22 protein-coding genes and 1 tRNA gene are annotated in these 22,411 nt (G+C 65.8%); 8 read left to right on the top strand and 15 right to left on the bottom strand.

The genetic code is table 11. The features are described from left to right. Window positions 1-62: 62 nt before the first annotated feature. The 3 genes from ABS45_RS02510 to ABS45_RS02520 form a co-directional block, all read right to left on the bottom strand. Entirely contained in the window at window positions 63-1,277 is a 1,215-nt protein-coding gene (locus tag ABS45_RS02510) for an MFS transporter (protein ID WP_291552624.1), read from the bottom strand. Between the two features lie 168 nt (window positions 1,278-1,445). Continuing rightward, window positions 1,446-1,859 carry a heavy metal-responsive transcriptional regulator gene (locus ABS45_RS02515; protein ID WP_291552626.1) on the bottom strand — a complete coding sequence of 138 codons (414 nt, stop codon included), beginning with the start codon at window positions 1,857-1,859 and terminating at the stop codon, window positions 1,446-1,448. A 121-nt stretch (window positions 1,860-1,980) separates the two neighbouring features. Then, on the bottom strand, window positions 1,981-2,244 hold the full coding sequence (locus ABS45_RS02520; RefSeq protein ID WP_291552628.1) for a thioredoxin family protein: 264 nt from the start codon (window positions 2,242-2,244) through the stop codon (window positions 1,981-1,983). Window positions 2,245-2,513: 269 nt separating this feature from the next. Here ABS45_RS02520 and ABS45_RS02525 point away from each other — a divergent pair, with 269 nt between their 5' ends. Beyond that, the gene (locus tag ABS45_RS02525) at window positions 2,514-2,888 is read left to right on the top strand and encodes a winged helix DNA-binding protein (RefSeq protein WP_291552631.1); all 375 of its coding nucleotides are present in this window, start codon (window positions 2,514-2,516) and stop codon (window positions 2,886-2,888) included. A gap of 269 nt (window positions 2,889-3,157) precedes the next feature. Here the strand turns inward: ABS45_RS02525 and ABS45_RS02530 are convergent, their stop codons facing one another. The 4 genes from ABS45_RS02530 to radC are packed head-to-tail and all read right to left on the bottom strand — an operon-like array spanning window position 3,158 to window position 6,069. Beyond that, window positions 3,158-3,553: a DUF1232 domain-containing protein gene (locus ABS45_RS02530; protein ID WP_291552632.1), complete on the bottom strand. Its 396-nt coding sequence runs from the start codon at window positions 3,551-3,553 to the stop codon at window positions 3,158-3,160. After that, window positions 3,553-4,203: a Smr/MutS family protein gene (locus ABS45_RS02535; RefSeq protein WP_291552634.1), complete on the bottom strand. Its 651-nt coding sequence runs from the start codon at window positions 4,201-4,203 to the stop codon at window positions 3,553-3,555. The genes ABS45_RS02530 and ABS45_RS02535 overlap by 1 nt, the downstream gene beginning before the upstream one ends. Further along, window positions 4,200-5,354, bottom strand: coding sequence for an esterase-like activity of phytase family protein (locus ABS45_RS02540; RefSeq protein WP_291552635.1), 1,155 nt, complete (start codon window positions 5,352-5,354; stop codon window positions 4,200-4,202). Before ABS45_RS02540 ends, ABS45_RS02535 begins: the two co-directional genes overlap by 4 nt. Window positions 5,355-5,358: 4 nt before the next feature. Beyond that, window positions 5,359-6,069 (bottom strand): DNA repair protein RadC, encoded by a 711-nt coding sequence (gene radC, locus ABS45_RS02545; protein WP_291552636.1) that lies wholly within the window; start codon window positions 6,067-6,069, stop codon window positions 5,359-5,361. A 329-nt stretch (window positions 6,070-6,398) separates the two neighbouring features. Here radC and ABS45_RS02550 point away from each other — a divergent pair, with 329 nt between their 5' ends. The 3 genes from ABS45_RS02550 to ABS45_RS02560 all read left to right on the top strand — a co-directional run bounded on the left by ABS45_RS02550 (window position 6,399) and on the right by ABS45_RS02560 (window position 9,302). Continuing rightward, the gene (locus ABS45_RS02550; RefSeq protein WP_291552637.1) at window positions 6,399-6,869 is read left to right on the top strand and encodes an FKBP-type peptidyl-prolyl cis-trans isomerase; all 471 of its coding nucleotides are present in this window, start codon (window positions 6,399-6,401) and stop codon (window positions 6,867-6,869) included. Window positions 6,870-6,871: 2 nt separating this feature from the next. Next, window positions 6,872-7,870, top strand: a complete 999-nt coding sequence (gene ispH, locus ABS45_RS02555) for a 4-hydroxy-3-methylbut-2-enyl diphosphate reductase (RefSeq protein WP_291552864.1) — start codon at window positions 6,872-6,874, stop codon at window positions 7,868-7,870. 112 nt (window positions 7,871-7,982) lie between these two features. Further along, window positions 7,983-9,302 (top strand): hemolysin family protein, encoded by a 1,320-nt coding sequence (locus ABS45_RS02560; RefSeq protein ID WP_291552639.1) that lies wholly within the window; start codon window positions 7,983-7,985, stop codon window positions 9,300-9,302. Here ABS45_RS02560 and ABS45_RS02565 read toward each other — a convergent pair. The 4 genes from ABS45_RS02565 to prpC are packed head-to-tail and all read right to left on the bottom strand — an operon-like array spanning window position 9,293 to window position 13,292. After that, window positions 9,293-10,156 (bottom strand): isocitrate lyase/PEP mutase family protein, encoded by an 864-nt coding sequence (locus ABS45_RS02565; protein ID WP_291552641.1) that lies wholly within the window; start codon window positions 10,154-10,156, stop codon window positions 9,293-9,295. The two genes, ABS45_RS02560 and ABS45_RS02565, sit on opposite strands and share 10 nt — an antisense overlap. 4 nt (window positions 10,157-10,160) lie before the next feature. Then, window positions 10,161-11,612, bottom strand: coding sequence for a bifunctional 2-methylcitrate dehydratase/aconitate hydratase (locus ABS45_RS02570; protein ID WP_291552642.1), 1,452 nt, complete (start codon window positions 11,610-11,612; stop codon window positions 10,161-10,163). Window positions 11,613-11,617: 5 nt separating this feature from the next. Further along, entirely contained in the window at window positions 11,618-12,133 is a 516-nt protein-coding gene (locus ABS45_RS02575) for a GIY-YIG nuclease family protein (RefSeq protein ID WP_291552644.1), read from the bottom strand. Window positions 12,134-12,137: 4 nt separating this feature from the next. Further along, window positions 12,138-13,292 (bottom strand): 2-methylcitrate synthase, encoded by a 1,155-nt coding sequence (gene prpC / locus ABS45_RS02580; protein WP_291552645.1) that lies wholly within the window; start codon window positions 13,290-13,292, stop codon window positions 12,138-12,140. Between the two features lie 175 nt (window positions 13,293-13,467). Between prpC and ABS45_RS02585 the strand changes: the two genes are divergently transcribed. Then, window positions 13,468-14,895, top strand: coding sequence for a short-chain fatty acyl-CoA regulator family protein (locus ABS45_RS02585; protein WP_291552647.1), 1,428 nt, complete (start codon window positions 13,468-13,470; stop codon window positions 14,893-14,895). Between the two features lie 19 nt (window positions 14,896-14,914). Here ABS45_RS02585 and ABS45_RS02590 read toward each other — a convergent pair whose 3' ends face one another. After that, window positions 14,915-15,589, bottom strand: coding sequence for a CBS domain-containing protein (locus ABS45_RS02590; RefSeq protein WP_291552649.1), 675 nt, complete (start codon window positions 15,587-15,589; stop codon window positions 14,915-14,917). Window positions 15,590-15,643: 54 nt separating this feature from the next. Here ABS45_RS02590 and serS point away from each other — a divergent pair, with 54 nt between their 5' ends. Together serS and ABS45_RS02600 are read left to right on the top strand one after the other, a co-directional pair. Continuing rightward, complete coding sequence (serS, locus tag ABS45_RS02595; protein ID WP_291552651.1) at window positions 15,644-16,960, top strand: serine--tRNA ligase; 1,317 nt, start codon at window positions 15,644-15,646, stop codon at window positions 16,958-16,960. Window positions 16,961-16,991: 31 nt separating this feature from the next. Beyond that, window positions 16,992-17,081: transfer RNA gene (locus ABS45_RS02600), tRNA-Ser, on the top strand. Between the two features lie 194 nt (window positions 17,082-17,275). Here ABS45_RS02600 and ABS45_RS02605 read toward each other — a convergent pair. The 3 genes from ABS45_RS02605 to ABS45_RS02615 all read right to left on the bottom strand — a co-directional run bounded on the left by ABS45_RS02605 (window position 17,276) and on the right by ABS45_RS02615 (window position 20,738). Next, window positions 17,276-18,457, bottom strand: a complete 1,182-nt coding sequence (locus tag ABS45_RS02605; RefSeq protein ID WP_291552652.1) for a CaiB/BaiF CoA-transferase family protein — start codon at window positions 18,455-18,457, stop codon at window positions 17,276-17,278. Between the two features lie 155 nt (window positions 18,458-18,612). Beyond that, the gene (locus ABS45_RS02610; protein ID WP_291552654.1) at window positions 18,613-19,779 is read right to left on the bottom strand and encodes an acyl-CoA dehydrogenase family protein; all 1,167 of its coding nucleotides are present in this window, start codon (window positions 19,777-19,779) and stop codon (window positions 18,613-18,615) included. A 71-nt stretch (window positions 19,780-19,850) separates the two neighbouring features. Continuing rightward, window positions 19,851-20,738, bottom strand: coding sequence for a MaoC family dehydratase N-terminal domain-containing protein (locus tag ABS45_RS02615; RefSeq protein WP_291552655.1), 888 nt, complete (start codon window positions 20,736-20,738; stop codon window positions 19,851-19,853). Window positions 20,739-20,879: 141 nt separating this feature from the next. Here ABS45_RS02615 and ABS45_RS02620 point away from each other — a divergent pair, with 141 nt between their 5' ends. Then, window positions 20,880-22,409: a DegQ family serine endoprotease gene (locus ABS45_RS02620; RefSeq protein ID WP_291552658.1), complete on the top strand. Its 1,530-nt coding sequence runs from the start codon at window positions 20,880-20,882 to the stop codon at window positions 22,407-22,409. Window positions 22,410-22,411 lie beyond the last annotated feature (2 nt).

The raw sequence follows: 22,411 nt of genomic DNA on the forward strand, positions 1-22,411 counted from the left end.
TAGGGTATAGCTCAAAATGACGGTTGTTCGTTTAGTTCGTCCCCTTAGGGGCCTGGCGGGGACTATCCTTTTGCGCTGGCGCGACGCTCTGAACGGAACAATCGGAGGGCGAACAGCGCAGCCATCAGCTCGACCGCAGCGAATGTCCCCAGCGCTGCCCCGAAGCCGAAGCGAAGCATCTCGCCGAAGATGAGGCTGCCCAAACCAAAGCCAACGAACAGAGCGAATACGTTCAAACCCATGGCTTGCCCTGGTCGCTTGCCTCCGAGTGAAGTAACAATGCCCGCAAATAGCGGCTGCGTCATGTCGTAGCCAAGGGACAACACCATCGCTACGATGGGTGCGAGAATCAAAGGGAAGTCCCACAGTAAAGCTGCGGCACCGAGAGTGCTAAGTCCTAGCCCGATGGGCAGCAACCTGGCTCTCCCCCACTTATCCGCCGCGCGACCGATCAATGGTCCGAAGAGAAGTCCGGGGATGCCATATCCAAGTAACGCGAGGCCGATGCCGACCGGCCCAAGACCGTAGCGCCGTTCGAGATACACGCCGAGCCAGGTGAAGACGCCGGAATGAAACATCGAGTTGACCAGCACATAGGCGTAGGTGCGCTGTCCCCTCGGGGTGCCGAGCAGGTTCGCGTAGCCGCGAAACAGCTCGCCGAACGTACCGCCCACTGGCTGCATCGCAGCGGCAATCATGCGACGATAGGGCAGGAACAATAGTAGGACAACGCCTCCAGCCACTCCCACCATCAGGAACAGTCCTCGCCAGCCGATGAACGGCACCAGCATCACGCCCAATGGCGAGCCGAAGGCCATCCCGCCAGCCATGGCGCCAAACAGCCAGCCCAGCGGGCGGCCTCGTTGTTCATAGGGGAACAGCTTGCCGACGAGGACGAGTGCGAGTGGTACGACACCACTGGCGCCAAGGCCCGTGACAACTCGCCACAGCGTGATTTGTGCGATGGTCGTCGCGCTCGCCGTCAACGCTGTGAGCACTGCGAACGCTGCCAGCGAGGCGAACATGACGCGTTGGACGCCAAGCCGATCCGCCAGGAGGCCAAAGATTAAGGTCGCGATGCCATACGGAATCAAGTAGGCCGGAACCACCAGACCGGCCGTTTGCACCGAGGTGCCGAAGGCGCTCGAGAGTGAAGGTATGATCGGCGCGACCATGTACGCCTGGAAAAAGATGATAAAGGTCGCGGCTGAGAGCATTCGAAGCAGGCGCTCTCGCTCTTGATGCTCAAGGGCATGCGGTACAGCACCATGCATCATGTTGATTCTCCGTGAAGTGGGATACGGCACCGGCTCTAGATCGCCAGCGCCGGAATGACAAAGAAATACGCGTTCAGCATGTAGAAGTCGCGATGGTCCGCAGCTCATCCTGTGCTGCTGCGCACCGGTTGCACCCTGGCGCGGCAATGACTTCAATTTTGACCGTCATCACGACACCCTGTGCAAGCTGTTTTCCAGCGCAGCCAGAATGGGGCAGTCGTCGGTCGCTGCAGCACCGCCTTCGCAACTCTGGATCAAGTCATTGAGGGCGGCCGACATGGCCTGCAAGACCCGTAGTTTGCGCGCGATGCGCAGCCTCTTCTCGATGGCCACGCTGCGCACATCCTCGCAACAGGCACTATCAGTTCGCTTCAGCGTCAGCAACTCCTGAATGTCCGACAACGAGAATCCGCAGTGCTGAGCGGTTTTGATAAAACGGATGCGCCGCACCGCTTCATCGTTGTACAGCCGGTAGCCCGCAGCGGTTCTAGATGCAGGTTCGATCAGGTGCTCTTTTTCATAGTAGCGCAGCGTATCGGTGCTGACTCCGGCTAGCGTTGCCACCTTGCCGATGGTGTGCATGGTGTCCTCCATTTGTAAGTGTTAATATAAACTTTGGAGTGAACACCATGGTCAAGAGTTCCGCCTAAGAAATTAATCGCGAGCTTCCAGCGAGAGGCACGCGCGCGCCCGATGGGGAGGCCTAGGCTTGGCCGAGGCCAGCGGCGCGAAGCGCCTGTTCCTCGATGCCGCTGCCGGAGCAGCACGAAGCCAGCTGGCCGTTGATGGCGACCGCCGGCACCGACCGAACACCGAGATCACGGGCGCGTTTGGCCACATTGATGTCGTTCATATCGAGGATTGAGACCTCGCACGAACCGCATGCGAGGCGATTGACGAGTTCAATGGCGGTCTGGCAGGAGGGGCATCCCGCGCTGAAAACTTCGACTTTGCGTTTGGTAGTCATGGTATTTCTCCAAAAAAGTGTGGTCAGGTGCGCGAGAACTCCCGGCCGGAGAAGCCATGAGCGCCGCGCGTCATTACGATAGACCTTGGCCCTTACTTCAACGTCAAGTACTAACTGAGCGGGTTATGCGGTTTCGCGCAACGCCCGGATCGCCCGCACCGGGAACAGGAAAACAGCCCCTTCAGTCCGTGAAGCAGCATATGCGCACGCTTGTCGTGCCTTAGCGTGCTTTAATTTCCGTTTTCTGAGACGACCCCCATGTGATCTGCATGCACGAGCAGCCCAAGACGGTGCGCGAGCTGATGCAGATGACCAACCGCGGTGATGTGCCCAATGTGCAGTACGCCTTGCGCAAGCTGATGCAACTGGGCTTCGTCACCAAGAGCGGCAGCGCGCGCAAGGGGGTGTTCTACGCCGGCACCGCCGAGGGCATGCGGGTTTGCGAGGATTACGCCCGGTTGCGCGAAAAGCTGCTGCTCAAGGGGGCGCAGGGGCTGCCCGGCTTTGTGGCCGGCGCGGGCGCGCTGCGCGATCAGCTCGAAGTGCTGGAGCGCCTCTACGAATCCATCACGCGGGAAGTAACAACCTTCCACCGCCGGTCGCTGGGACTGTCCGCCAAGAGCGGTGCAGGCGATCATGATTGAATTTCAAATAAAAAATCAATTTGAAATTCAATTGTTGTTTTGATGGGGCAATTCCGCCATCAGGACAAACCCTGACAGACCTCAATCATTGAGCCTAGAAACGGCAGTTGACCGCTTGTCATTGTTGGGCAACCCGCATGAATGCTGAGTTTTTTGGCTTCGATCGCGTTCACCGCTTGGGTGAAAGCGCTAGCGTCTTGCCTGGCACGCCACCAGTGGCACTGGTGGGCGCATCCAACTGCCGTTTCTAGGCTGAGTCTTGAAGCGATTCAGCGGGCAAGCCAGCGCCACAGCACCACGCCTGCTGCCAGCGCCGCCAGTGCCCATAGCAGCACGATGAACGCCGCCGCCATCAGACTGCGCGGCTTGCGCCACAGCGCCTCGGCCTTGAGGCGCGCGGTTTGCAACACCTCGGGCGGCAGCCAGCGCATGATGAGCCAGATGCCGAGCGGCACCAGCACCAGCTCGTCGAGCCAGCCCAGCACGGGGATGAAATCCGGAATCAGATCGATCGGGCTCAGGGCGTAGGCCGCGACCAGCAGCGCCAGCCAGCGCAGGCTGCGCGGCGTGCGCGGATCACGTGCCGCAAAGTAGATGGCCACCACCTCCAGCCGCAGACGCCGTGCCCAGAGCTTGAGTGCCGCGAGACGGCCTAGCCAGCCCATTACCGCCCCCCCGGCTGCAGCAGCACCACCAGGGCGCCAGCGCCGCCATCGGCCGGTTTGGCCTGCACAAAGGCCAGCACCTCGCGCTTTTGCACCAGCCAGGCCTGCACACGGCCCTTGAGCACCGGCGTCTTGCCAGGCGAGCCCAGACCCTTGCCGTGGATGATGCGCACGCAGCGCAGGCCGGTGCGCCGCGCCAGGCGGATGAACTGCGCGAGCGCTTCGCGCGCCTCGCCCTGGCGCAGGCCGTGCAGGTCCAGCTGGCGCTGGATGCTCCAGTGGCCCGCGCGCAGCTTGCGCGTCACATCCAGGCCTATGCCGGGGCGGCGAAAGCTCAGCTGATCGTCCACATCCAGCAGCGTGCTGATGTCGAACTCGTCGCTGAGGGACTCGGCCAGCACCTGTTGCTCGTCGCGCGCGCGCTGCACCGGGTGCGGTGCGGGCTGCGGCGGTGTGCTCCAGTGGCGGGCCTCGTTCCTGAGCGGCACCACGGCCCCCACGGTGCTTTCAAACAGGTGCTGCTCGGCCCAGGCGCGCTCGCGCGCTTCGCGTTCGGCCTGCTGGCGCGCCAGCTCCTGTTCCTGCAGGGCGCGCAGCCGGCGGCGCAGCAGTGCCAGCTCGGCGAAGGAGCGTGCGGCGGGTTCTCTCATGGCGCGCTCGCGGGGCAGCGGCCTTCGCCCCCGGGCGGCTCCAGATACCGCGCGGCGATGAATTGCGTGATTTCGGCCGGGTTGAAGTTGTCGTCGGCCACGAACAGCAGCACGCAGCCGCCATCGGGCAGGCGCGGGCCCCAGCTCATGCCCTCGATGTTGTCCAGCCGGATGCCGAGCGCCGCCAGGTCGCCGATCAGCTGCTTGGGTGCGGTCTGGTGGTTGGCGGGGGTCAAGGCATCGAGTGCCTGCGTGTCGCTGCCGGTGCGCGTGTCGATGCGGTACAGCCGCGCGCCAAAACCGCGGCCGGCGCTGTAGGAGCGCTCCAGCACCAGCAGGTGGTGACGGCCTTCCATCAGGATCTCGCTGACGCCGTTGAGCTGCGGGCCGGGCAGCATGCGGCGGTAGGGCACGGGCTCGGGCTGGTAGGCGATCTGGCGCAGCACCCGGCCGCTGGCCAGTTCGATCTGGGTCATGCGCACCGGCGCGCCGGCGTCGTCGGGCGTGGCTTGCTCCCCGTCCTGCTTCAGCGGCAGCTCCATGGCAAGCCATGCGCAGCAGCCGTTCGGCGTGAGCGCAAGACCCTCCAGCGTGCCGTTGCCGCGCGGCCCGTGCTCACCTTTTTGCGGCTGCATGCCGGTGGGCAGCGCGATGGCGCGGATGAAGTCGCCCTGCAGCGCGTTGACCCGCAGTTGCGGGCCGAAGTCGCGCGAAAAATCGCCTTCGCTGCTCCACAGGTACTGCGTGCCGCCGGGGAGCCAGCGCACGGCTTCGGCGTCCGGCCGGTCCATGCCGGCTTCGGGGCGCCACCAGGGCGCGAAGGGCTCGCCGCTGGCGTGGCGCGGGTGATGGACGGCGGTGAATTGCGGCGTCTGCAGCTGGCCGGCGTCGTAGCGGATGCGCGCGCTGTAGACGCGCGCCGGGCCGTCGTTGCCGCGGTCGTCGCTGATCAACAGGTACTCGTCCTGCTCCGGGCTGTAATCGATGCCCGACAGGCCGCCGACGGTGCTGCCGCCGAACTCGGTGGCGGCAGGCAGCTCCGCGCTGCCGATCAGGCGCAGCCAGGGCGCCTGCGCCGGTTGTGGCGCGGGCGGCGTGAGTGGCAGCGTGCAGCCGCTCAGCAGCAGGGCCAGGCTTGCCCAGGCGCGCATGGCTTCAGATCAGTCCGCGCTCGGCCATCGAGAGCGACGCGCCCGGCGCCACGATGATGTGGTCCAGCACGCGCACATCGATCAGCGCCAGCGCGCTCTTGAGCGTCTGCGTCAGCAGCTCGTCGGCGCGGCTGGGCTCTACGTTGCCGCTGGGGTGGTTGTGCGCCAGCACCACCGCGGCCGCCTGGTGGTGCAGCGCGCGCAGCACCACTTCGCGCGGGTAGACGGCGGTCTGCGTGAGCGTGCCGCGAAACAGCTCTTCGAGCGCGATCAGCCGGTGCTGGCTGTCGAGCAGCAGCAGCGCGAAGACCTCGTGCGGCTGCGCGCCCAGCTGAAGTTGCACATACTCGCGCACCGCCTGCGGCGTGTCGACGGCCGGGCGCTGGCGCAGTTGCTGAGCCAGCGCCCGGCGGGCGAGCTCCAGCACTGCCAGCAGCTCGGCGCGCTTGGCCGGGCCCAGGCCCTTGATGCGCTTCAAATCGTCGCTGCTGGCGTTCAGCAGGCCGGCGATGCCGCCAAAGCCGCCAGGGCCCGTGGCCTTGCCGTCGCGCGCGGGCGCAGCCAGCAGCTCCTGCGCCAGTTGCAGCACGCCCTTGCCCTGGATGCCGGTGCGCAGCAGCAGCGCCAGCAGCTCGGCATCCGAGAGCGCTGCGGGGCCGCGCGCCAGCAGCTTTTCGCGCGGCTGGCTTTCGGGAGGCAGGTCTTTGAGCGGCATGGTGGTAGGGGTTTGCCCGTATTTTGGAAGGTGTTCAAGACCCTACGCAGGTCGCGCCGCGGCTTCTCGGGAGGCAGCGCAAGGCGCACGGCGCAGATCAGGCTGGTGGCCTGAGCAAGGCGTGCAACGCCGCGATGCGCCCGAAAAGCCGATGGCCCGAAGGGTTTGCGAGATATGGGGCCGGCACGGGTGTTGCGCTGCTCGGCTTCGGGCTGGAAGCCCGACCTTCGCAGCGTGCCTACGTGTCAGCCCCATATCTCACAAACGCGACCCGCATAGGGTCTTGAACACCTTCCATAAAATGCAGCAGTTTATCCAGAGCGCTTGCCATGACCGAACCCGCCGCCGCCACTGCCACCGCCCAGGTCGAGCAGGGCTCTTTTCTGACGCTGCACTACCGCCTAGCTGGCCCGGCAGGGGACGTCATCAACACGTTCGGGGGCAAGCCTGCCACCTTGTCGGTCGGCACGGGCGAGCTCTCGCCGGCGCTGGAGGCTCGCCTCATCGGCCTCGCGGAAGGTGCGCGCGCGAAGTTCGAACTGCCCGCGGGCGAGGCCTTCGGCGAGCGCAACCCGCAAATGCAGCAATGGGTGGCGAAAAAGCTGCTGGACGAAATGGGCGACCCGCAGGATGAGTACCACGTCGGCGAGGTGGTCGAGTTTGCCACGCCCGACGGCATGGGCACCTACGCCGGTGCCGTGCTGCAGGTGCGCGGCGATGGCGCGCTGCGCATGGATTTCAATCACCCGCTCGCGGGCCAACCAGTCACCTTCGAGGTGCAGATCATCGGGGTGCTATGAGCGTGAACCTACCCAAGGAAGTCGTCCTGGCGCAGCCGCGCGGGTTTTGTGCCGGCGTCGATCGCGCGATCGAGATCGTCGAGCGTGCGCTGGTCAAGTTCGGCGCGCCGATCTACGTGCGCCATGAGATCGTGCACAACACCTACGTGGTCAATGACCTCAAGGCCAAGGGCGCGATCTTTGTCGAGGAGCTGGACGGCATCCCCAAAGGTTCCATCGTCATCTTCTCGGCCCACGGCGTGAGCCGCGCACTGCAGGAAGAAGCCGTGGCACGCGGGCTCCAGGTGTATGACGCCACCTGCCCGCTGGTCACCAAGGTGCATGTGGAAGTCGCCAAACTGGCCAGGGAAGGCTATGAATTCATCATGATCGGCCACGCCGGCCACCCCGAGGTGGAAGGCACGATGGGGCAGCTTCAGGAGGGCATCTACCTGGTGCAGGACCTGGCCGATGTGGCAACCATCGCGCCGCGCCAGACCGAGAAGCTCGCGCTGGTGACGCAGACCACGCTCTCGGTCGACGATGCGCGCGAGATCACCGCCGCGATCCGCGCGCGCTTTCCCGCCGTGCGTGAACCCAAGCAACAAGACATCTGCTACGCCACGCAGAACCGCCAGGATGCGGTGAAGATGCTGACACGCCAAGTGCAGATGATCATCGTCGTCGGCAGTCAGACGAGTTCCAACAGCAACCGCCTGCTGGAGCTGGCCCGGCGCATGGGCACGCCGGCGCACATGATCGATGGCGCACACGAGCTGCAGCCCCAATGGTTTGAAGGCGTAACCACCATAGGCCTGACAGCGGGCGCGTCGGCACCTGAGGTGCTGGTGCAGGAGGTGATCGCGCGCATCCACGAGATCAGCGGCGTGGCCGTGCGCACCATGGACGGCGTGACGGAGGACATGCGCTTTCCGCTGCCCAAGGGGCTCAAGCTGGACGGCGACGAGCCGCCGCAGCGCTCGGCCCTGCACGTGCGCGGGCAGGCGAGTTCTATTTTATAAAAATCATAGCTACTGACGCTTATGTATCAAGCGCCAACGGCATATTCATCTGAAAAATTGGCGTCGCACCCATTGAAAGCACAATCAGGGCTGTCCTTCGCGCTCTGGTCCCATGGTTGAAATTGCAATTCTTTTTGCGCTGATCCTGCTCAACGGGGTCTTCGCCATGTCCGAGTTGGCGCTGGTTTCCGCTCGCCGCGCGCGGCTGCAAAAACTGATCGACGAGGGCGACGCGGGCGCGATCGCCGCCGCCAAGCTGGGCGAGAACCCGACGCGCTTTCTCTCCACCATCCAGATCGGCATCACGTCGATTGGCGTGCTCAACGGCATCGTCGGTGAATCGGCGCTGGCGCAGCCGGTCGCGGCATGGCTGATGCAGGCGGGCATGCAGGAGAAGACCGCGGGCTACGTCGCGCTCGGCATCGCGGTGGTCGTCATCACCTATTTTTCCATCGTCGTCGGCGAGCTCGTGCCCAAGCGCCTGGGCCAGAGCTACCCGGAGCAGCTGGCGCGCATCGTCGCCCGTCCCATCAACGGTCTGGCACGTGCCACGCGGCCTTTCGTGCGGCTGCTCACGGCGTCCACCGAAGGACTGCTGCGCCTGCTGGGCGTGCACGAAGGCCGCGAGACGGTGACCGAGGACGAAATCCACGCCATGCTGGCCGAGGGCACGAGCGCCGGCGTGATCGAGCGCGACGAGCACCAGATGGTGCGCAACGTCTTTCGCCTCGACGAGCGCCAGATCGGCTCGCTGATGGTGCCGCGCGCCGACGTGGTGTTCCTGGATGTCGAGGCGCCGTTCGAGCACAACCTCGCCAAGATCGAGCGCTCCAGCCATGCGCACTTTCCGGTGGTGCGCGGCGGCATGGAAAACATCCTGGGCGTGGTGCGCGCGCGCCAGTGGCTCGCCCGCGTGCTGCGCGAGCCGGCCGCGCAGGTGCTCGATGCCGAGCTGCTGCACCCGCCGCTGTACGTGCCCGAAACCATAGATGGCATGGAGCTGCTGCACGACTTTCGCCGCTCGGGTGTGCACATGGCCTTTGTCGTCGATGAGTACGGCGAGGTGCAGGGCATCGTCACCGTGCAGGACCTGGTAGAGGCGATCACCGGCGAATTCAAGACGCACGACCCGGGCGACGCCTGGGCAGTGCAGCGCGCCGATGGCTCCTGGCTGCTCGACGGCCACATTCCCGTGCCCGAGCTCAAGGACTGCCTGGGCCTGGCGAGCGTGCCCGAGGAGGACAAGGGCCGTTACCAGACGCTGAGCGGCATGCTGATGCTGCTCACCGGCAAGCTGCCCGCCGAGACCGACGTGGTGTTTTGGGAAGGCTGGCGGCTGGAGATCGTGGACATGGACGGCAAGACCATCGACAAGGTGCTGGCGTCGCGCACGCCGCCTGAAGCGCCCGCCGGGGCGCAGGCTCAGGTGTAGCGCTTTTCCAGCGCATCCCACGCGGGCTTGCCCACCAGGCGCTGGCGCTCGGCAAACGGCGTGACCAGGCCGCTTGTCTCCAGCAACTCCTTGCCGTCGCGCAGCGCGGTGAGCGCCTTTTGCATGCCCATCACCGCGCCCTGCAGCGCCGCGTTGGCGTAGAGCACGAGGGCGTAGCCGAGTTGGGAGAGCTCGGGCGCGCCCAGGATGGGTGTGCGCCCGCCGATCACCATGTTCGCCAGCAGCGGCGCCCCAAGGCGCTTGGGCAGCGCGCTCAGCTGCTCGGCGCTGGTGAGCGCCTCAACAAAAAGCAGGTCGGCGCCCGCCTCGGCAAAGCGCTGGGCGCGCGCTATCGCGGCGTCAAAACCGAGTGTCGCCGCCGCGTCGGTGCGCGCCATGATGAGCAGGTCGGGGTCGGTGCGCGCATCGACCGCCGCCTTGATCTTGGCCACGGCCTCGTCATCGGCGATCACCTGCTTGCCGCTGAAGTGGCCGCAGCGCTTGGGCGCCACCTGGTCTTCGAACTGGATGCAGTCCGCCCCGGCGCGCTCCAGCACGCGCACCGTGTGGCGCACGTTCAGCGCGTTGCCAAAGCCGGTGTCGGCATCGACGAGCAAGGGCAGCGCCACCGCATCACGGATGCGCGCGGTGTGCTCGGCAATATCAGCGAGGCCCATGAAGCCCTGGTCGGGCAGGCCGAAGTGCATGTTGGTCACGCCCGCGCCGGTCACGTAGATGGCTTCAAAGCCCAGGTCTTCAATGACCCTGGCCGACAGCGCGTTGAATGCGCCGGGCACGAGGGTGCCGCGACGCTGCGCGATCAGTGCCTTGAGTGTCTGCTTGGTGCTGGTCATGGCGTCAGATCACGTACAGATCAACGTATTCGTGCACCGGCATCGCCGCCAGCGTGCGCGTGTTCTGCGACGCGGCAAGGATGGCGTCCTGCTGTTTTTGCGGAAAGCGCCGCGCCAGGTTGGTGCGGAACTTCGCTTCCAGTAGTGGAATACCTTCGGCGCGGCGGCGCTGGTGGCCGATCGGGTACTGCACCGCCACCTCGGGCAGGTGGCTGCCGTCCTTGAACTGCACGGTCAGTGCATTGGCGATGCTGCGCTTGTCCGGGTCGTGGTAGTCGCGCGTGTATTGCGGGTCTTCCTCGCACTGGATGCGCGCACGCAGCGCGTCGATGCGCGGGTCGGCCGCGGCGGCGTCTTCGTAGTCAAGTGCTGTCAGGTTGCCTTTGATCAGCGCCACCGCCACCATGTACTGAATGCAATGGTCTCGCGCGGCCGGGTTGTTCAAAGGCCCCTGCTTGTCGATGATGCGGATGCAGGCCTCGTGCGTGCGGATGGTGATCCGCTCGATGTCGTCGATGCTCTTGCCCGCGTCTTTCAACTGCTGGTGCAGCGTCACGGCCGCCTCCACCGCGGTCTGGCTGTGGAATTCGGCCGGGAAGCTGATCTTGAACAGCACGTTCTCGCTCACGTAGCTGCCGTAGGAGCGCTGGAACTTGAACGGCTGGCCCTTGAACAGCACGTCGTAGAAGCCCCAGGTCCTGGCGGTGAGCGCGCTGGGGTAGCCCATCTCGCCGGTTTGCGCCATCAGCGCCAGGCGCACCGCGCGGCTGGTGGCGTCGCCCGCGGCCCAGCTCTTGCGGCTGCCGGCGTTGGGCGCGTGGCGGTAGGTGCGCAGGCTTTGCCCGTCCACCCAGGCGAGCGAGACGGCGGCCAGCGCTTCGTCCCGGGTGAGACCCAGCAGGCGGCTGACCACGGCGGTGGAGGCCACCTTGACCAGCAGCACGTGGTCCAGCCCCACCTGGTTGAAGGAGTTTTCCAGCGCGATCACGCCCTGGATCTCATGCGCCTTGACGATGCCATGCAGCACCTCATTCATCGTGAGCGGCGGCTTGCCCGCGGCCACGGCGTTGCGGCTCAGCCAGTCGGCCACGGCCAGGATGGCGCCCAGGTTGTCGCTGGGGTGGCCCCATTCGGCCGCCAGCCAGGTGTCGTTGAAGTCCAGCCAGCGGATGAGCGTGCCGATGTTGAACGCCGCCTGCACCGGGTCGAGCTGGAATTGCGTGCCCGGCACGCGCGCGCCATGGGGCACCACCGTGCCCTTGACCACGGGGCCGAGAAGCTTGCAGGCCGCCGGGTAGGAGAGCGCTTCCAGCCCGCAGCCCAGGGTGTCGATGAGGATGTGGCGGGCGGTTTCGATCGCCAGGCCGGACGTGATTTCGTAGCCCAGGGCGTAGTCAACGATGTCCTGGATGACCTGGTCGTAGTCGGGGCGGATGTTGGAGATGAGGGAAGACATGTTGTTCACTTCGAAAGGGAATGAGAACCACTGCGAGGCGAGAGAATTTGCAGCGTGTCGAAACGGTTGAATTCGCTCGTGTCCAATTCCATTGCGCAGTAAGGTTCAAAAAAATAAAGTACCAGAGGGTTGGGAATTTCGACAAATGCCAGTTGCGCTTGTGCCAACATGGCTTGCGCGTCCGTAAATGCGTCTGCAAATCCTTGGTGACGTTTGACTGTGGAGATGGCGACACCAAGTTGGCGAGCAGCCATGCGTGCCGCCAGATTGGCGCGGGACGGGTCGGGGCGAAGATGGTCTTTGATGCGCCGACGAAGCTTGTTGGCAATTCCAACGTAGATGGGCTTGCCTTTCATCAGCCATACATATGCTCCACGTACGTCCGGGATGGCCTCCGGATCGTTCAACGCAGTCGAGGCGTTGCACGGTTGCTCCATTTGTTCACGCAGCTTGGTCATCAGTCCGGGCAGGACGTCGTTTGCCAATTCATGAAAACTGTAGGGGCAGTCGTGCAAAGGCATGTGTTTATCTCTCCTTGATTGGTATGAATTGTTGATCTTCCGGCCCCATGTAGTGGGCGCTGGGGCGAATGATCTTGCCGTCCTGGCGCTGCTCGATCACGTGCGCGGCCCAGCCGGCGCAGCGCGAGACGACGAACAGCGGCGTGAACATGGCGGTGGGCACTCGCATCATGGCGTAGCTCACGGCGCTGAACCAGTCGAGGTTGGGGAACATGTGCTTGGCGTCCCACATCACCGTTTCGATGCGCGCGGCGATGTCGTACATGCGGGTGGTTCCGGCTTCCTCGGACAGGCGCTTGGCCACGCGCTTGATCACGACGTTGCGCGGATCGCTCACGGTGTAGACGGGGTGGCCAAAGCCGATGATCTTTTCCTTGGCCTCCACGCGCCGGCGGATGTCGGCTTCGGCGTCGGCCGGCGTTTCATAGCGGTGCTGAATTGCGTAGGAGACTTCGTTGGCGCCGCCGTGCCTGGGCCCGCGCAGCGCGCCGATGGCGCCCGCGACGCACGAATACATGTCGCTGCCGGTACCGGCGATCACCCGCGCGGTGAAGGTGGAGGCGTTGAACTCATGCTCGGCGTAGAGGTTCAGCGACGTATGCATCGCATGCACCCAGCTGTGCGAGGGTGCCTTGCCGTGCAGCAGGTGCAGAAAGTGCCCGCCAATGGAATCGTCATCGGTCTCCACTTCGATGCGCTTGCCCTGCGTGCTCCAGTGGTACCAGTACAAGAGCATGGAGCCGAGCGAGGCGAGCAGCCGGTCGGCGATCTCGCGGCCGCCGGCCAGGCTCTGGTCGTCCTTTTCGGGCAGCACGCAGCCCAGCGTGGAAACGCCGGTACGCATCACGTCCATCGGATTGGCGTTGGCCGGGAGCTTTTCAAGCACCTCGCGCACGCTCATCGGCAGGCCGCGCAGCGCCTTCAGGCGTGCCTTGTAGTTCACGAGCTCGGCGCGGTCAGGCAGCTTGCCATGCACCAGCAGGTGGGCGATTTCCTCGAACTCGCACACTTCGGCGATATCGAGGATGTCGTAGCCGCGGTAGTGCAGGTCGTTGCCGGTGCGCCCGACGCTGCACAGCGCGGTGTTGCCCGCGGCCACGCCAGAGAGCGCAACGGATTTCTTGGGCGGGGCGGTCGGGGTTTGCACGGGGGTGGTCATGGCAGGGTCTCCTTTGATCATCGAACGTGGCACGGAAGGCGCCGCGTGGTGTTGCAATACTTCGCACGATAGGGCTGCCGTTTCGGTTTGAACAGGTGAAGCAAGGCCAATCTCTGCAAAGACCTCATGCAAAAATCGCGAAGATTGCGAACAAAACGCCCAGGAGACCCTCGCCATGAGCAAACCCTACATCGGCGTGCGGCTGCGCAGCCTGCGCGCGCGCCACGGCCTCACGCAGGCGGCCATGGCGCAGGCGCTGGGGCTTTCGCCCAGCTACTTCAACCAGCTTGAAAAAGACCAGCGCCCGCTCAGCGCTGCGGTGCTGCGCCAGTTGCAGGCGGTGTACGGTGTGGATGCGGCGCAGTTCGCGGGCGATGGCAAGGCGCGCCTGGCGACCGACCTGCGCGCGGCGCTCGCGGGCGTGGACGGCGACGTGCCCGAGCCCGAGTTGGAGCACGCCGCCGCGCAGATGCCGCAGCTCAGCCGCGCCATCCTCGCGCTGCACCGGCGCCAGCAAGCCACGCAGGCGCAGGTCGAGGTGATGGCGGCGCACCTGGGGGGTGATCGCAGCGTCTACGCCCCGCCGCAGGCCATGCCGTTCGAGCTGGTGCGCGATTTCTTTTTTTCCAATCAGAACTACTTTGATGCGGTGGATCGCACCGCCGAGGCGCAGGCGGCCGAGGCCGACGCGAGCGGCGCGCCGCTGCTCGCATGGCTGGCCGAGCGGCTGCGCGCGCGCCACGGCGTGCGGCTCGTGCGCAGCAGCGACGAGGCCGACGGCAAGCGCTGCTATGACAGTGCGGCGCGCACGCTCAGCGTGGCCGCGAGCCTTGCGCCCGCGCAGCAGGCGTTCCAGCTGGCCACGCAGCTGGCGCTGCTCGAGTGCGACGCGCTCTTGCAGCCGCTCATCGCCGCGCCCATGCTGGCGCACGATGGCGCCGCGCGCCAGCTCGCGCGCGTGGGCCTGGCGAACTACTTTGCCGGTGCGCTGCTGCTGCCCTACGCACGCTTTCTGGCCGCTGCCGAATCGCTGCGCTACGACATCGATCTGCTCGGCCAGCGCTTTGGCGTGGGATTTGAAACCGTCTGCCATCGCCTCTCGACGCTGCAGCGCCCGGGCGCGCCGGGCGTGCCGTTCTTCTTCGTGCGCGTGGATCGCGCGGGCAACATCTCCAAGCGCCAGTCGGCCACGCACTTTCACTTCAGCCGCACCGGCGGCACCTGCCCGCTGTGGAATGTGTACGAGGCGTTTGCCCAGCCGGGGCGCATCCTGGCGCAGCTGGCGCGCATGCCCGATGGGCGCAGCTACCTGTGGATCGCGCGCACCGTGGGCAATCAGCAGGGCGGCTGGGGCGCGCCACGGCAGATGTTTTCCATCGGCCTTGGGTGCGACTTGCGCCACGCGCCGCGCCTCGTCTACGCCAAAGGGCTGGATTTGAACGATCCCGGCGCCGCGACGCCGATTGGCATGGGTTGCAAGGTCTGCGAGCGGGCGAACTGCCCGCAGCGCGCATTCCCGTTTGCCGGGCGGCGGCTGGAGGTGGACGAGAACGCAAGCCGCCATTCGCCCTACGGCAGCGTGCCGCCGCGCGGTGTGGTTTGACCGGGCCGCGCGGGCGCTCTCAGCTCCAGAGATCCAGCGGCGGGTCGGCCACCATCGCGCGCAGGATGTCGGTGCGCGAGATGAAGCCGCTGCAGCGGCCGTCCTCGTCGGTCACCGGCAGCGCCGGCAGGCCGGTATCGAGGAACACCTGTGCCACGCGTCTCAGATCAGTATCGGCGGAGACGGTGGCCACGGGGCTGACCATCACCTCCGAGACCGGCCGGCGCGCCAGGGCGATCGCCTGCTGAATGGCGCCGGGCTCGGGCAGCAGATCCAGCGGCGCCATGTCGGCGCGCATCAGCAGGCCTATCACCTGATTCTTGTCGTCCACCACTGGCGCCTGCGCCACCCGGTGCTGCGCCATGGCCTGCCAGGCATCGTTCACGCGCGTCTGCGGCGCCACGGTGATCGCGCCCTGCGTCATCACTTCGCCGACCAGCTTGAGCGGCTGGCGCGGCTGTGCCGGGCCGCGCGCGGTCTGCTCGTAGGCGGCGATGGGGGCAGAGCGGGCCGGCAACGGCTCGCGTGGCTGCCCGCGCTGGGCGAGCGCATCGGGCGGCTCGAAGGCCTGGCCATCCTGCGAGCGTGTGCGCAGGGCCTGCGGGCGTCCGACGCGCCGCGGGCCGCCGACCTGCGCCACGGCCTCTGCATCGCCTCTGAGTACGCGCCCCGTGGGGCCGAAGACGAAGAACATCGCTGCATCCCCCTGCCTCTGCCGGCGGGCATCTGCCGCCTAAAATCGCACACTATGCTTGACATTCTTATGCTGCGCAAAGACTTGGCGTCGGTCGTTGCGCGTTTGCAAAGCCGCAAAACCCCCCAACCCTGGCTCAACGTCACCGCCTTCGAGACCCTGGAGGCTGAGCGCAAGGCCATCCAGACCCGCACCGAAGAGCTGCAATCGACGCGCAACCGCCTCTCCAAGCAGGTCGGCCAGCTCATGGGCAAGGGCGACAAAGACGCTGCCGAGGCGGCCAAGGCCGAGGTCTCCGCGCTCAAGGGGGAGCTGGAGCGTTCAGCCGCACGCCTGGAGCAGATCCAGGGCGAGCTCTCGGCCATGCTCGCCGCCGTGCCCAACTTGCCGCACGCGAGTGTGCCCGTGGGTGCGGACGAATCGGCCAATATCGAGGTGCGCCGCTGGGGCACGCCGCGCAGCTTTGACTTCGCGGTGAAAGACCATGTCGATCTGGGTGCCGCGCTGGGGCTGGACTTTGACCTTGCCACCAAGCTCACCGGCGCGCGTTTTGCCGTGATGAAGGGCGGCATGGCCCGGCTGCACCGGGCGCTGGCCCAGTTCATGCTGGACGTGCACACCGCCGAGCACGGCTACACCGAGTGTTACGTGCCCTACATCGTCAACGCCGACACCCTGCGCGGTACCGGTCAGCTGCCCAAATTCGAGGCTGACCTGTTTGCCGCGCAAAAGGGCGGACAAGATGCCGAACCCGTTCCGGACCATGCCCAGCTCTACCTCATCCCCACGGCCGAAGTGCCGCTGACCAACTTCATGCGCGATGTGGTGGTGCCTGAATCCGACTTGCCGATACGCCTGACCGCGCACACGCCGTGCTTTCGCTCGGAAGCGGGTAGCTACGGGCGCGACACGCGCGGCATGATCCGCCAGCACCAGTTTGACAAGGTTGAAATGGTGCAGATCGCGCACCCTGAAAAGAGCTACGAGGTGCTGGAGCAGATGACTCGGCACGCCGAAGCCATACTGCAAAAGCTCGGTCTGCCGTATCGCGTGGTGAGCCTGAGCACCGGCGACATGGGCTTCGGCGCCGCCAAGACCTATGACCTGGAAGTGTGGCTGCCGGCGCAAAACACCTACCGCGAGATCAGCTCGGTGAGCAACTGCGAAGCCTTCCAGGCGCGGCGCATGCAGGCGCGCTTCAAGAACGCACAGGGCAAGAACGAGCTCGTGCACACCCTGAACGGCTCGGGTGTCGCCGTCGGCCGCGCGCTGGTGGCGGTGATGGAAAACAACCAGCAGGCCGATGGGTCGATCACTGTTCCCGAGGTGCTGCGCCCTTACATGGGCGGCTTGGAGCGCTTGAGCGCCTGAAATCACCGCTACAATCGCCGGTTCGAGTCGCGGAGAGGTGGCAGAGTGGTCGAATGTACCTGACTCGAAATCAGGCGTAGGGGCAACCCTACCGTGGGTTCGAATCCCACCCTCTCCGCCAAGAGTAAAAAAGCCTTGCAAATCAATGATTTGCAAGGCTTTTGTTTTTCAGGGTGATTGGGCTGATCCTCGTCCAGGACGCGCAGTGGCCGCGCGTACCTTGGCCGTTGGTGGGTTTGGCGGGGCTGGCGCCTTCACTCGCTCTAGCTCCGGGAGGGGAGGTGACGCGAGTCAAGTCGCTCAGTGTCTACACCATCAAATGGCCTGCTGTGTCTGCAGAGCGCTGATCTGCTCCGCCGACCATCCCAGCTCGGCCAGGATGGCGGCGTTGTGCTGGCCCACGGCGGGCACGGCCTCCATGCGGTAGTCGAAGGCGCTGTTCACGCCCGGCGGCAACAGGGCCGGCACCGCGCCGGCGGGCGTGCCCACGCTGCGCCAGCGCCCGCGCGCCTTGAGTTGCGGGTGCGCCCACAGATCCGCCATGTCGTTCACGCGGGCGTTGGCTATTGACGCGGCGTCCAGGCGCTCCACCACCTGGGCGGCGGTGAGCCGCGCAAAGGTTTCCAGGATCAGTGCCTGCAACTCGGCGCGGTGCTGGTTGCGCAGGGCGTTGGAGCAGAAGCGTGGGTCGGCTGCGACCTCGGGGCGTTGGAGGACGCCGTCGCAGAACGCCTGCCATTCGCGCTCGTTCTGCAGGCCCAGCATCACCGTGCCACCGTCGCCTGCCTGGAACGGCCCGTAGGGGTAGATGCTGGCGTGCGATGCGCCGGTGCGCGGCGGCGGTGGCGCGCCTTCAAACGCGTAGTACAGCGGGTAGCCCATCCACTCGCCCATGGCTTCCAGCATGGAGACATCGATCTGGCTGCCCTCCCCCGTCTTGCCGCGCAGCAGCAGGGCCGAGAGGATGTTGGTATAGGCGTACATGCCGGCGGCGATGTCGGCCACCGAGATGCCGGACTTGGCTGGCGTGTCCGGCGTGCCGGTGACGGACAGGAAGCCGGCCTCGCTCTGGATCAACAGGTCGTAGGCCTTCTTGTCGCGGTACGGGCCGTCGGCGCCATAGCCGCTGATGTCGCAGACGATCAGCTTTGGGTTGTGTTCTTTCAGGGCCGCGTAGGACAGCCCCATGCGCGCCGCGGCGCCGGGCGCCAGGTTCTGCACCAGCACGTCGGCCGTCTTCAATAGCTGCAACAGCGCCTCTTTTGCCTGGGGTTGTTTCACGTCCAGCGCCAGGCTCTCCTTGTTGCGGTTGAGCCAGGTGAAGTGCGACGACTGGCCGTGCACACGCTGGTCGTAGCCGCGCGCGAAGTCGCCGCTGCCGGGGCGCTCGACCTTGATCACGCGCGCGCCCAGGTCGGCGAGCTGGCGCGTGGCAAAGGGCGCGGCGACGGCGTGTTCGAGGGAGATGACGGTGATGCCGTCGAGGGGGCGGGTCATGAAGGGCTCCCGTGCAATATCAAAACAGGGCGGGCTGTTTCTCCCTCGCCCCCTTGGGGGAGAGGGCAGGGGTGAGGGGGTGGAGCCTGGCGCGGACGCTGGTAGTCACCCTCACCCCTGCCCTCTCCCGCCAGCGGGAGAGGGAGTGAAAGCCGTCAGAACGATCGCGGCAGGCCCAGGATGTGCTCGGCCACGTAGGAATAGATCAGGTTGGTGGAGATCGGCGCCACCTGGTACAGGCGCGTCTCACGGAACTTGCGCTCCACGTCGTACTCGCAGGCAAAACCGAAGCCGCCGTGGAACTGCAGGCAGGCGTTGGCCGCCTCCCAGCTGGCCTTGGCCGCCAGGTACTTGGCCATGTTGGCTTGCGCCCCCATGCTCTGGTGCGCGTCGAACAGCTCGCAGGCCTTCCAGCGCATCAGGTTGGCGGCCTCGACCTCGATGAAGGCGTCGGCGATGGGGAACTGCACGCCCTGGTTCTGGCCGATGGGCCGGCCGAACACCTGGCGGTCGCGCACGTAGTTCGTCACGCGGTCGAGGAACCAGTAGCCGTCGCCGATGCACTCGGCGGCGATCAGCGTGCGCTCGGCGTTCAGGCCGTCCAGGATGTACTTGAAGCCCTTGCCCTCCTGGCCGATCAGGTTCTCCTCGGGGATCTCCAGGTTTTCGAAGAACAGCTCGTTGGTCTCGTGGTTGACCATGTTGAGAATCGGGCGCACCGTCATGCCGCTCTTCTCGGCTTCGCGCAGATCCACCATGAAGATCGACATGCCCTCGCTCTTCTTCGTCACCTCGGCCAGCGGCGTGGTGCGCGCCAGCAGAATCATCCAGTCGCTGTGCTGGATGCGGCTGATCCAGACCTTTTGCCCGTTGATGACGTAGCGGCCGTCTTTTTTCACCGCCGTGGTCTTGATCTTGGTGGTGTCGGTGCCGGTGCTGGGCTCGGTCACGCCCATCGATTGCAGGCGCCATTCGCCGGATGCAATCTTCGGCAGGTACTTTTCCTTCTGCGCCGTCGAACCATGGCGCAGCAGCGTGCCCATGTTGTACATCTGGCCGTGGCAGGCGCCCGAGTTGCCGCCACAGCGGTTGATCTCCTCCATGATCACGCTGGCCTCGGTCAGCCCCAGGCCGGAGCCGCCGTATTCGTGCGGGATCAGCGCCGCCATCCAGCCTGCCTTTGTCAGCGCATCGACGAACTCGGCGGGGTAGGCGCGCTGCTCGTCGATCTTGCGGAAGTACTCGTCGGGGAACTCGGCGCACAGCGCGCGGATGGCGTCGCGGATCTCGTGGTGGTTGTCGGAGCTGGTGTGCTGGATCATGATGGTTTTGAAGTGTTTTATGCCTCTAGCGCCCGTCCATCAAGCGCTGACAGCTATTGATAAAGGAGTAATCAGGCCAACGTGGCCTGGCCCTGCATGGTCAGCCAGCCCTCGTGGTCCTGGGCCCACAGCTCCACGGTCTTGCCGTCGGGGCTGGGCCTGCCGTGCACGCTGAACGGGTGCAGGTCGAACGTGGGCCGCACGGCGCGGAATTCAAAGCGCGTCACCTGCGCCTGCGGCAGTTGGCGGCGCAGCAGGTCCAGCAGCAGCGTGGCGATCAGCGGGCCATGCACGATCAGGCCGGGGTAGCCCTCGACCTCGGTGACGTACTTGCGGTCGTAGTGGATGCGGTGGCCGTTGAAGGTGAGCGCCGAGTAGCGAAACAGCAGCACATCATCGGGCACGATGGCGCGCGACCAGGCAGCCTGGCCTGCCAGCGGCGACTTTTGCGGCGCGGGCGCGGCCTCGCCCGGCTGCGCGGCAGAGCGGTAAACGATGTCGTGCTCTTCGGTCAGCGCCAGGCCATTGGCGTTGGAAAATCGGTGCTCGACCAGCACGAACAGCAGCTCGCCCGTGCGGCCGGCCTTGTGCTTGACGGACTCGATGGTCGATTGGCGCTGCACCTCCTGCCCCACCTGCAGCGGGTTGCCGACGTCCCAGTGCAGGCGCCCGCCCGCCCACATGCGTCGTGGCAGCGGCACGGGCGGCAGAAAGCCGCCGCGCCGGGGGTGGCCGTCGGGCCCGATCTCGCTGGCGCGGGCATGCGGCAGAAAGTACAGCCAGTGCCACAGCGGCGGCACGGCGGTGCCGGGCGCGGGCGCGGGGTCATCCCGATCCAGCGTGGCCGACAGCGCAGCCAGCGACGCGGCCGTGATGCTGTCGTGCAGGGTTTCGCTCTTGCCCTGCCAAGTCTCCAGGTGGGCCAGGGCGACAGCGTCGAGCATGGGGGTTTGCGTCATGCCCGTAATCTTCGGCGCTGGCGCGTGTCAACGCAATCGCTCTTCACTGAAGCACTGCTTTCACGTACTTACCTTAAGTTTCCTCTAAGCCCGCGCTCGCACACTGCTCTTCCATTGAAGCAACCGACGGAAGGACACACCATGAACACCTTGATTTCCACGCCGCGCCGCTTGGTCGCGGCTCTGATTGCCGCGGGCATGCTGGGCGCCACCGGTGCCGGGCTGTTGACGGCGCGCACCGCGCATGCGTTCTCCTTCGGCAGTCCCGCCCCGGTGGCGGCTGCGGTGGCAGGTACGCCGGCGCCTGCACCGGCGCTGGTGACGCTGCCCGACTTTTCGCAGATCACGCAGCGCTACGGGGCCGCGGTGGTCAACATCAGCGTGAGTGGCATGCGCAACGTCTCGGACAACGGTGACGATGGCGATTCGGGCGCTGCGTCGCGCCAGCGTCAGGGGCCGCAAATCGACCCGGATGACCCGTTTGCGCCGTTCTTTCGCTACTTTGGCGTACCTGGCAATGGCCGTGGCCCGCAGATGCAGCAGCCGATGCGCGGCGAGGGCTCGGGCTTCATCATCGATCCCAACGGCATCGTGCTGACCAATGCCCATGTGGTCAAGGGCGCGGACCGCGTTACCGTCAAGCTGACGGATCGGCGCGAGTTCAAGGCCAAAGTCCTGGGTTCGGACCCCAAGACGGACATTGCCGTGCTCAAGATTGATGCCAAGGACTTGCCCACCGTGAAGCTGGGCGATTCGAACAATCTCAAGGTCGGTGAGTGGGTGCTGGCCATCGGATCGCCCTTCGGCTTTGAGAATTCCGTGACGGCCGGCGTGGTGAGCGCCAAGGGCCGCACGCTGCCGGACGACAGCTATGTGCCCTTCATCCAGACGGATGCGGCGGTGAATCCCGGCAACTCGGGCGGCCCGCTGTTCAACACGCGCGGCGAAGTGGTGGGCATCAACTCGCAGATCTACAGCCGCACCGGCGGTTACCAGGGGGTCTCGTTTGCCATCCCGATCGAGGTTGCCAGGCATGTGGAGCAGCAGATCGTCGAGACCGGCAAGGTCGAGCATGCGCGCCTGGGCGTGACGGTGCAGGGCGTGAACCAGACCTTTGCCAACTCCTTCAAGCTGGCCAAGCCCGAGGGTGCGCTGGTGGCGAACGTGGACGACAGCGGCCCGGCGGCCAAGGCCGGGCTGAAGACCGGCGACGTGATCCTCAAGATCAACGACGAGCCCATCATCACCTCCGGCGATCTGCCGGCCTACATCGGCCAGTCGCTGCCGGGGCAGAAGGTGCAACTCGAAGTCTGGCGCAATGGCGAGGCCAAGACGCTGGTGGCGACGCTGGGCAACGCCAACGACAAGAGCGGCAAGGTGGCGCAGGCAGACCAGGGCGTGAAGAAGGGGCAGATCGGCCTGGCACTGCGCCCGCTGCAGCCGCAGGAGGCGCGCGAGGCGGGCGTTGAGCAAGGCATGCTGATCGAGGATGCACGCGGTCCGGCGGCGCTGGCGGGGGTGCAGGGCGGCGATGTGCTGCTGGCTATCAACGGCACTTCGGTCAAGAACATGGACCAGGTGCGCGCGGCGCTGGACAAATCGGGCAAGTCGGTCGCGCTGTTGATCGAGCGTGATGGCAACCGCATCTTCGTGCCGGTCAACATGGGTTGATC

The organism is Comamonas sp. SCN 65-56, assembly GCF_001724135.1.
Classification (GTDB): domain Bacteria; phylum Pseudomonadota; class Gammaproteobacteria; order Burkholderiales; family Burkholderiaceae_C; genus Comamonas_C.

Bases quoted from the DNA above. Each gene is read 5' to 3' on its own strand.
- ABS45_RS02540 (WP_291552635.1), bottom strand. From the start codon at position 5,354: ATGCGCGCCTGGGCAAGCCTGGCCCTGCTGCTGAGCGGCTGCACGCTG.
- ABS45_RS02605 (WP_291552652.1), bottom strand. From the start codon at position 18,457: ATGACCCGCCCCCTCGACGGCATCACCGTCATCTCCCTCGAACACGCC.
- ABS45_RS02520 (WP_291552628.1), bottom strand. From the start codon at position 2,244: ATGACTACCAAACGCAAAGTCGAAGTTTTCAGCGCGGGATGCCCCTCC.
- ABS45_RS02610 (WP_291552654.1), bottom strand. From the start codon at position 19,779: ATGATCCAGCACACCAGCTCCGACAACCACCACGAGATCCGCGACGCC.
- ABS45_RS02570 (WP_291552642.1), bottom strand. From the start codon at position 11,612: ATGTCTTCCCTCATCTCCAACATCCGCCCCGACTACGACCAGGTCATC.
- ABS45_RS02575 (WP_291552644.1), bottom strand. From the start codon at position 12,133: ATGCCTTTGCACGACTGCCCCTACAGTTTTCATGAATTGGCAAACGAC.
- ABS45_RS02560 (WP_291552639.1), top strand. From the start codon at position 7,983: ATGGTTGAAATTGCAATTCTTTTTGCGCTGATCCTGCTCAACGGGGTC.
- prpC (WP_291552645.1), bottom strand. From the start codon at position 13,292: ATGACCACCCCCGTGCAAACCCCGACCGCCCCGCCCAAGAAATCCGTT.
- radC (WP_291552636.1), bottom strand. From the start codon at position 6,069: ATGCCGCTCAAAGACCTGCCTCCCGAAAGCCAGCCGCGCGAAAAGCTG.
- ABS45_RS02515 (WP_291552626.1), bottom strand. From the start codon at position 1,859: ATGCACACCATCGGCAAGGTGGCAACGCTAGCCGGAGTCAGCACCGAT.
- ABS45_RS02535 (WP_291552634.1), bottom strand. From the start codon at position 4,203: ATGAGAGAACCCGCCGCACGCTCCTTCGCCGAGCTGGCACTGCTGCGC.
- ABS45_RS02565 (WP_291552641.1), bottom strand. From the start codon at position 10,156: ATGACCAGCACCAAGCAGACACTCAAGGCACTGATCGCGCAGCGTCGC.
- ABS45_RS02620 (WP_291552658.1), top strand. From the start codon at position 20,880: ATGAACACCTTGATTTCCACGCCGCGCCGCTTGGTCGCGGCTCTGATT.
- ABS45_RS02585 (WP_291552647.1), top strand. From the start codon at position 13,468: ATGAGCAAACCCTACATCGGCGTGCGGCTGCGCAGCCTGCGCGCGCGC.
- serS (WP_291552651.1), top strand. From the start codon at position 15,644: ATGCTTGACATTCTTATGCTGCGCAAAGACTTGGCGTCGGTCGTTGCG.
- ABS45_RS02525 (WP_291552631.1), top strand. From the start codon at position 2,514: ATGCACGAGCAGCCCAAGACGGTGCGCGAGCTGATGCAGATGACCAAC.
- ABS45_RS02510 (WP_291552624.1), bottom strand. From the start codon at position 1,277: ATGATGCATGGTGCTGTACCGCATGCCCTTGAGCATCAAGAGCGAGAG.
- ABS45_RS02590 (WP_291552649.1), bottom strand. From the start codon at position 15,589: ATGTTCTTCGTCTTCGGCCCCACGGGGCGCGTACTCAGAGGCGATGCA.
- ABS45_RS02550 (WP_291552637.1), top strand. From the start codon at position 6,399: ATGACCGAACCCGCCGCCGCCACTGCCACCGCCCAGGTCGAGCAGGGC.
- ABS45_RS02530 (WP_291552632.1), bottom strand. From the start codon at position 3,553: ATGGGCTGGCTAGGCCGTCTCGCGGCACTCAAGCTCTGGGCACGGCGT.
- ABS45_RS02615 (WP_291552655.1), bottom strand. From the start codon at position 20,738: ATGACGCAAACCCCCATGCTCGACGCTGTCGCCCTGGCCCACCTGGAG.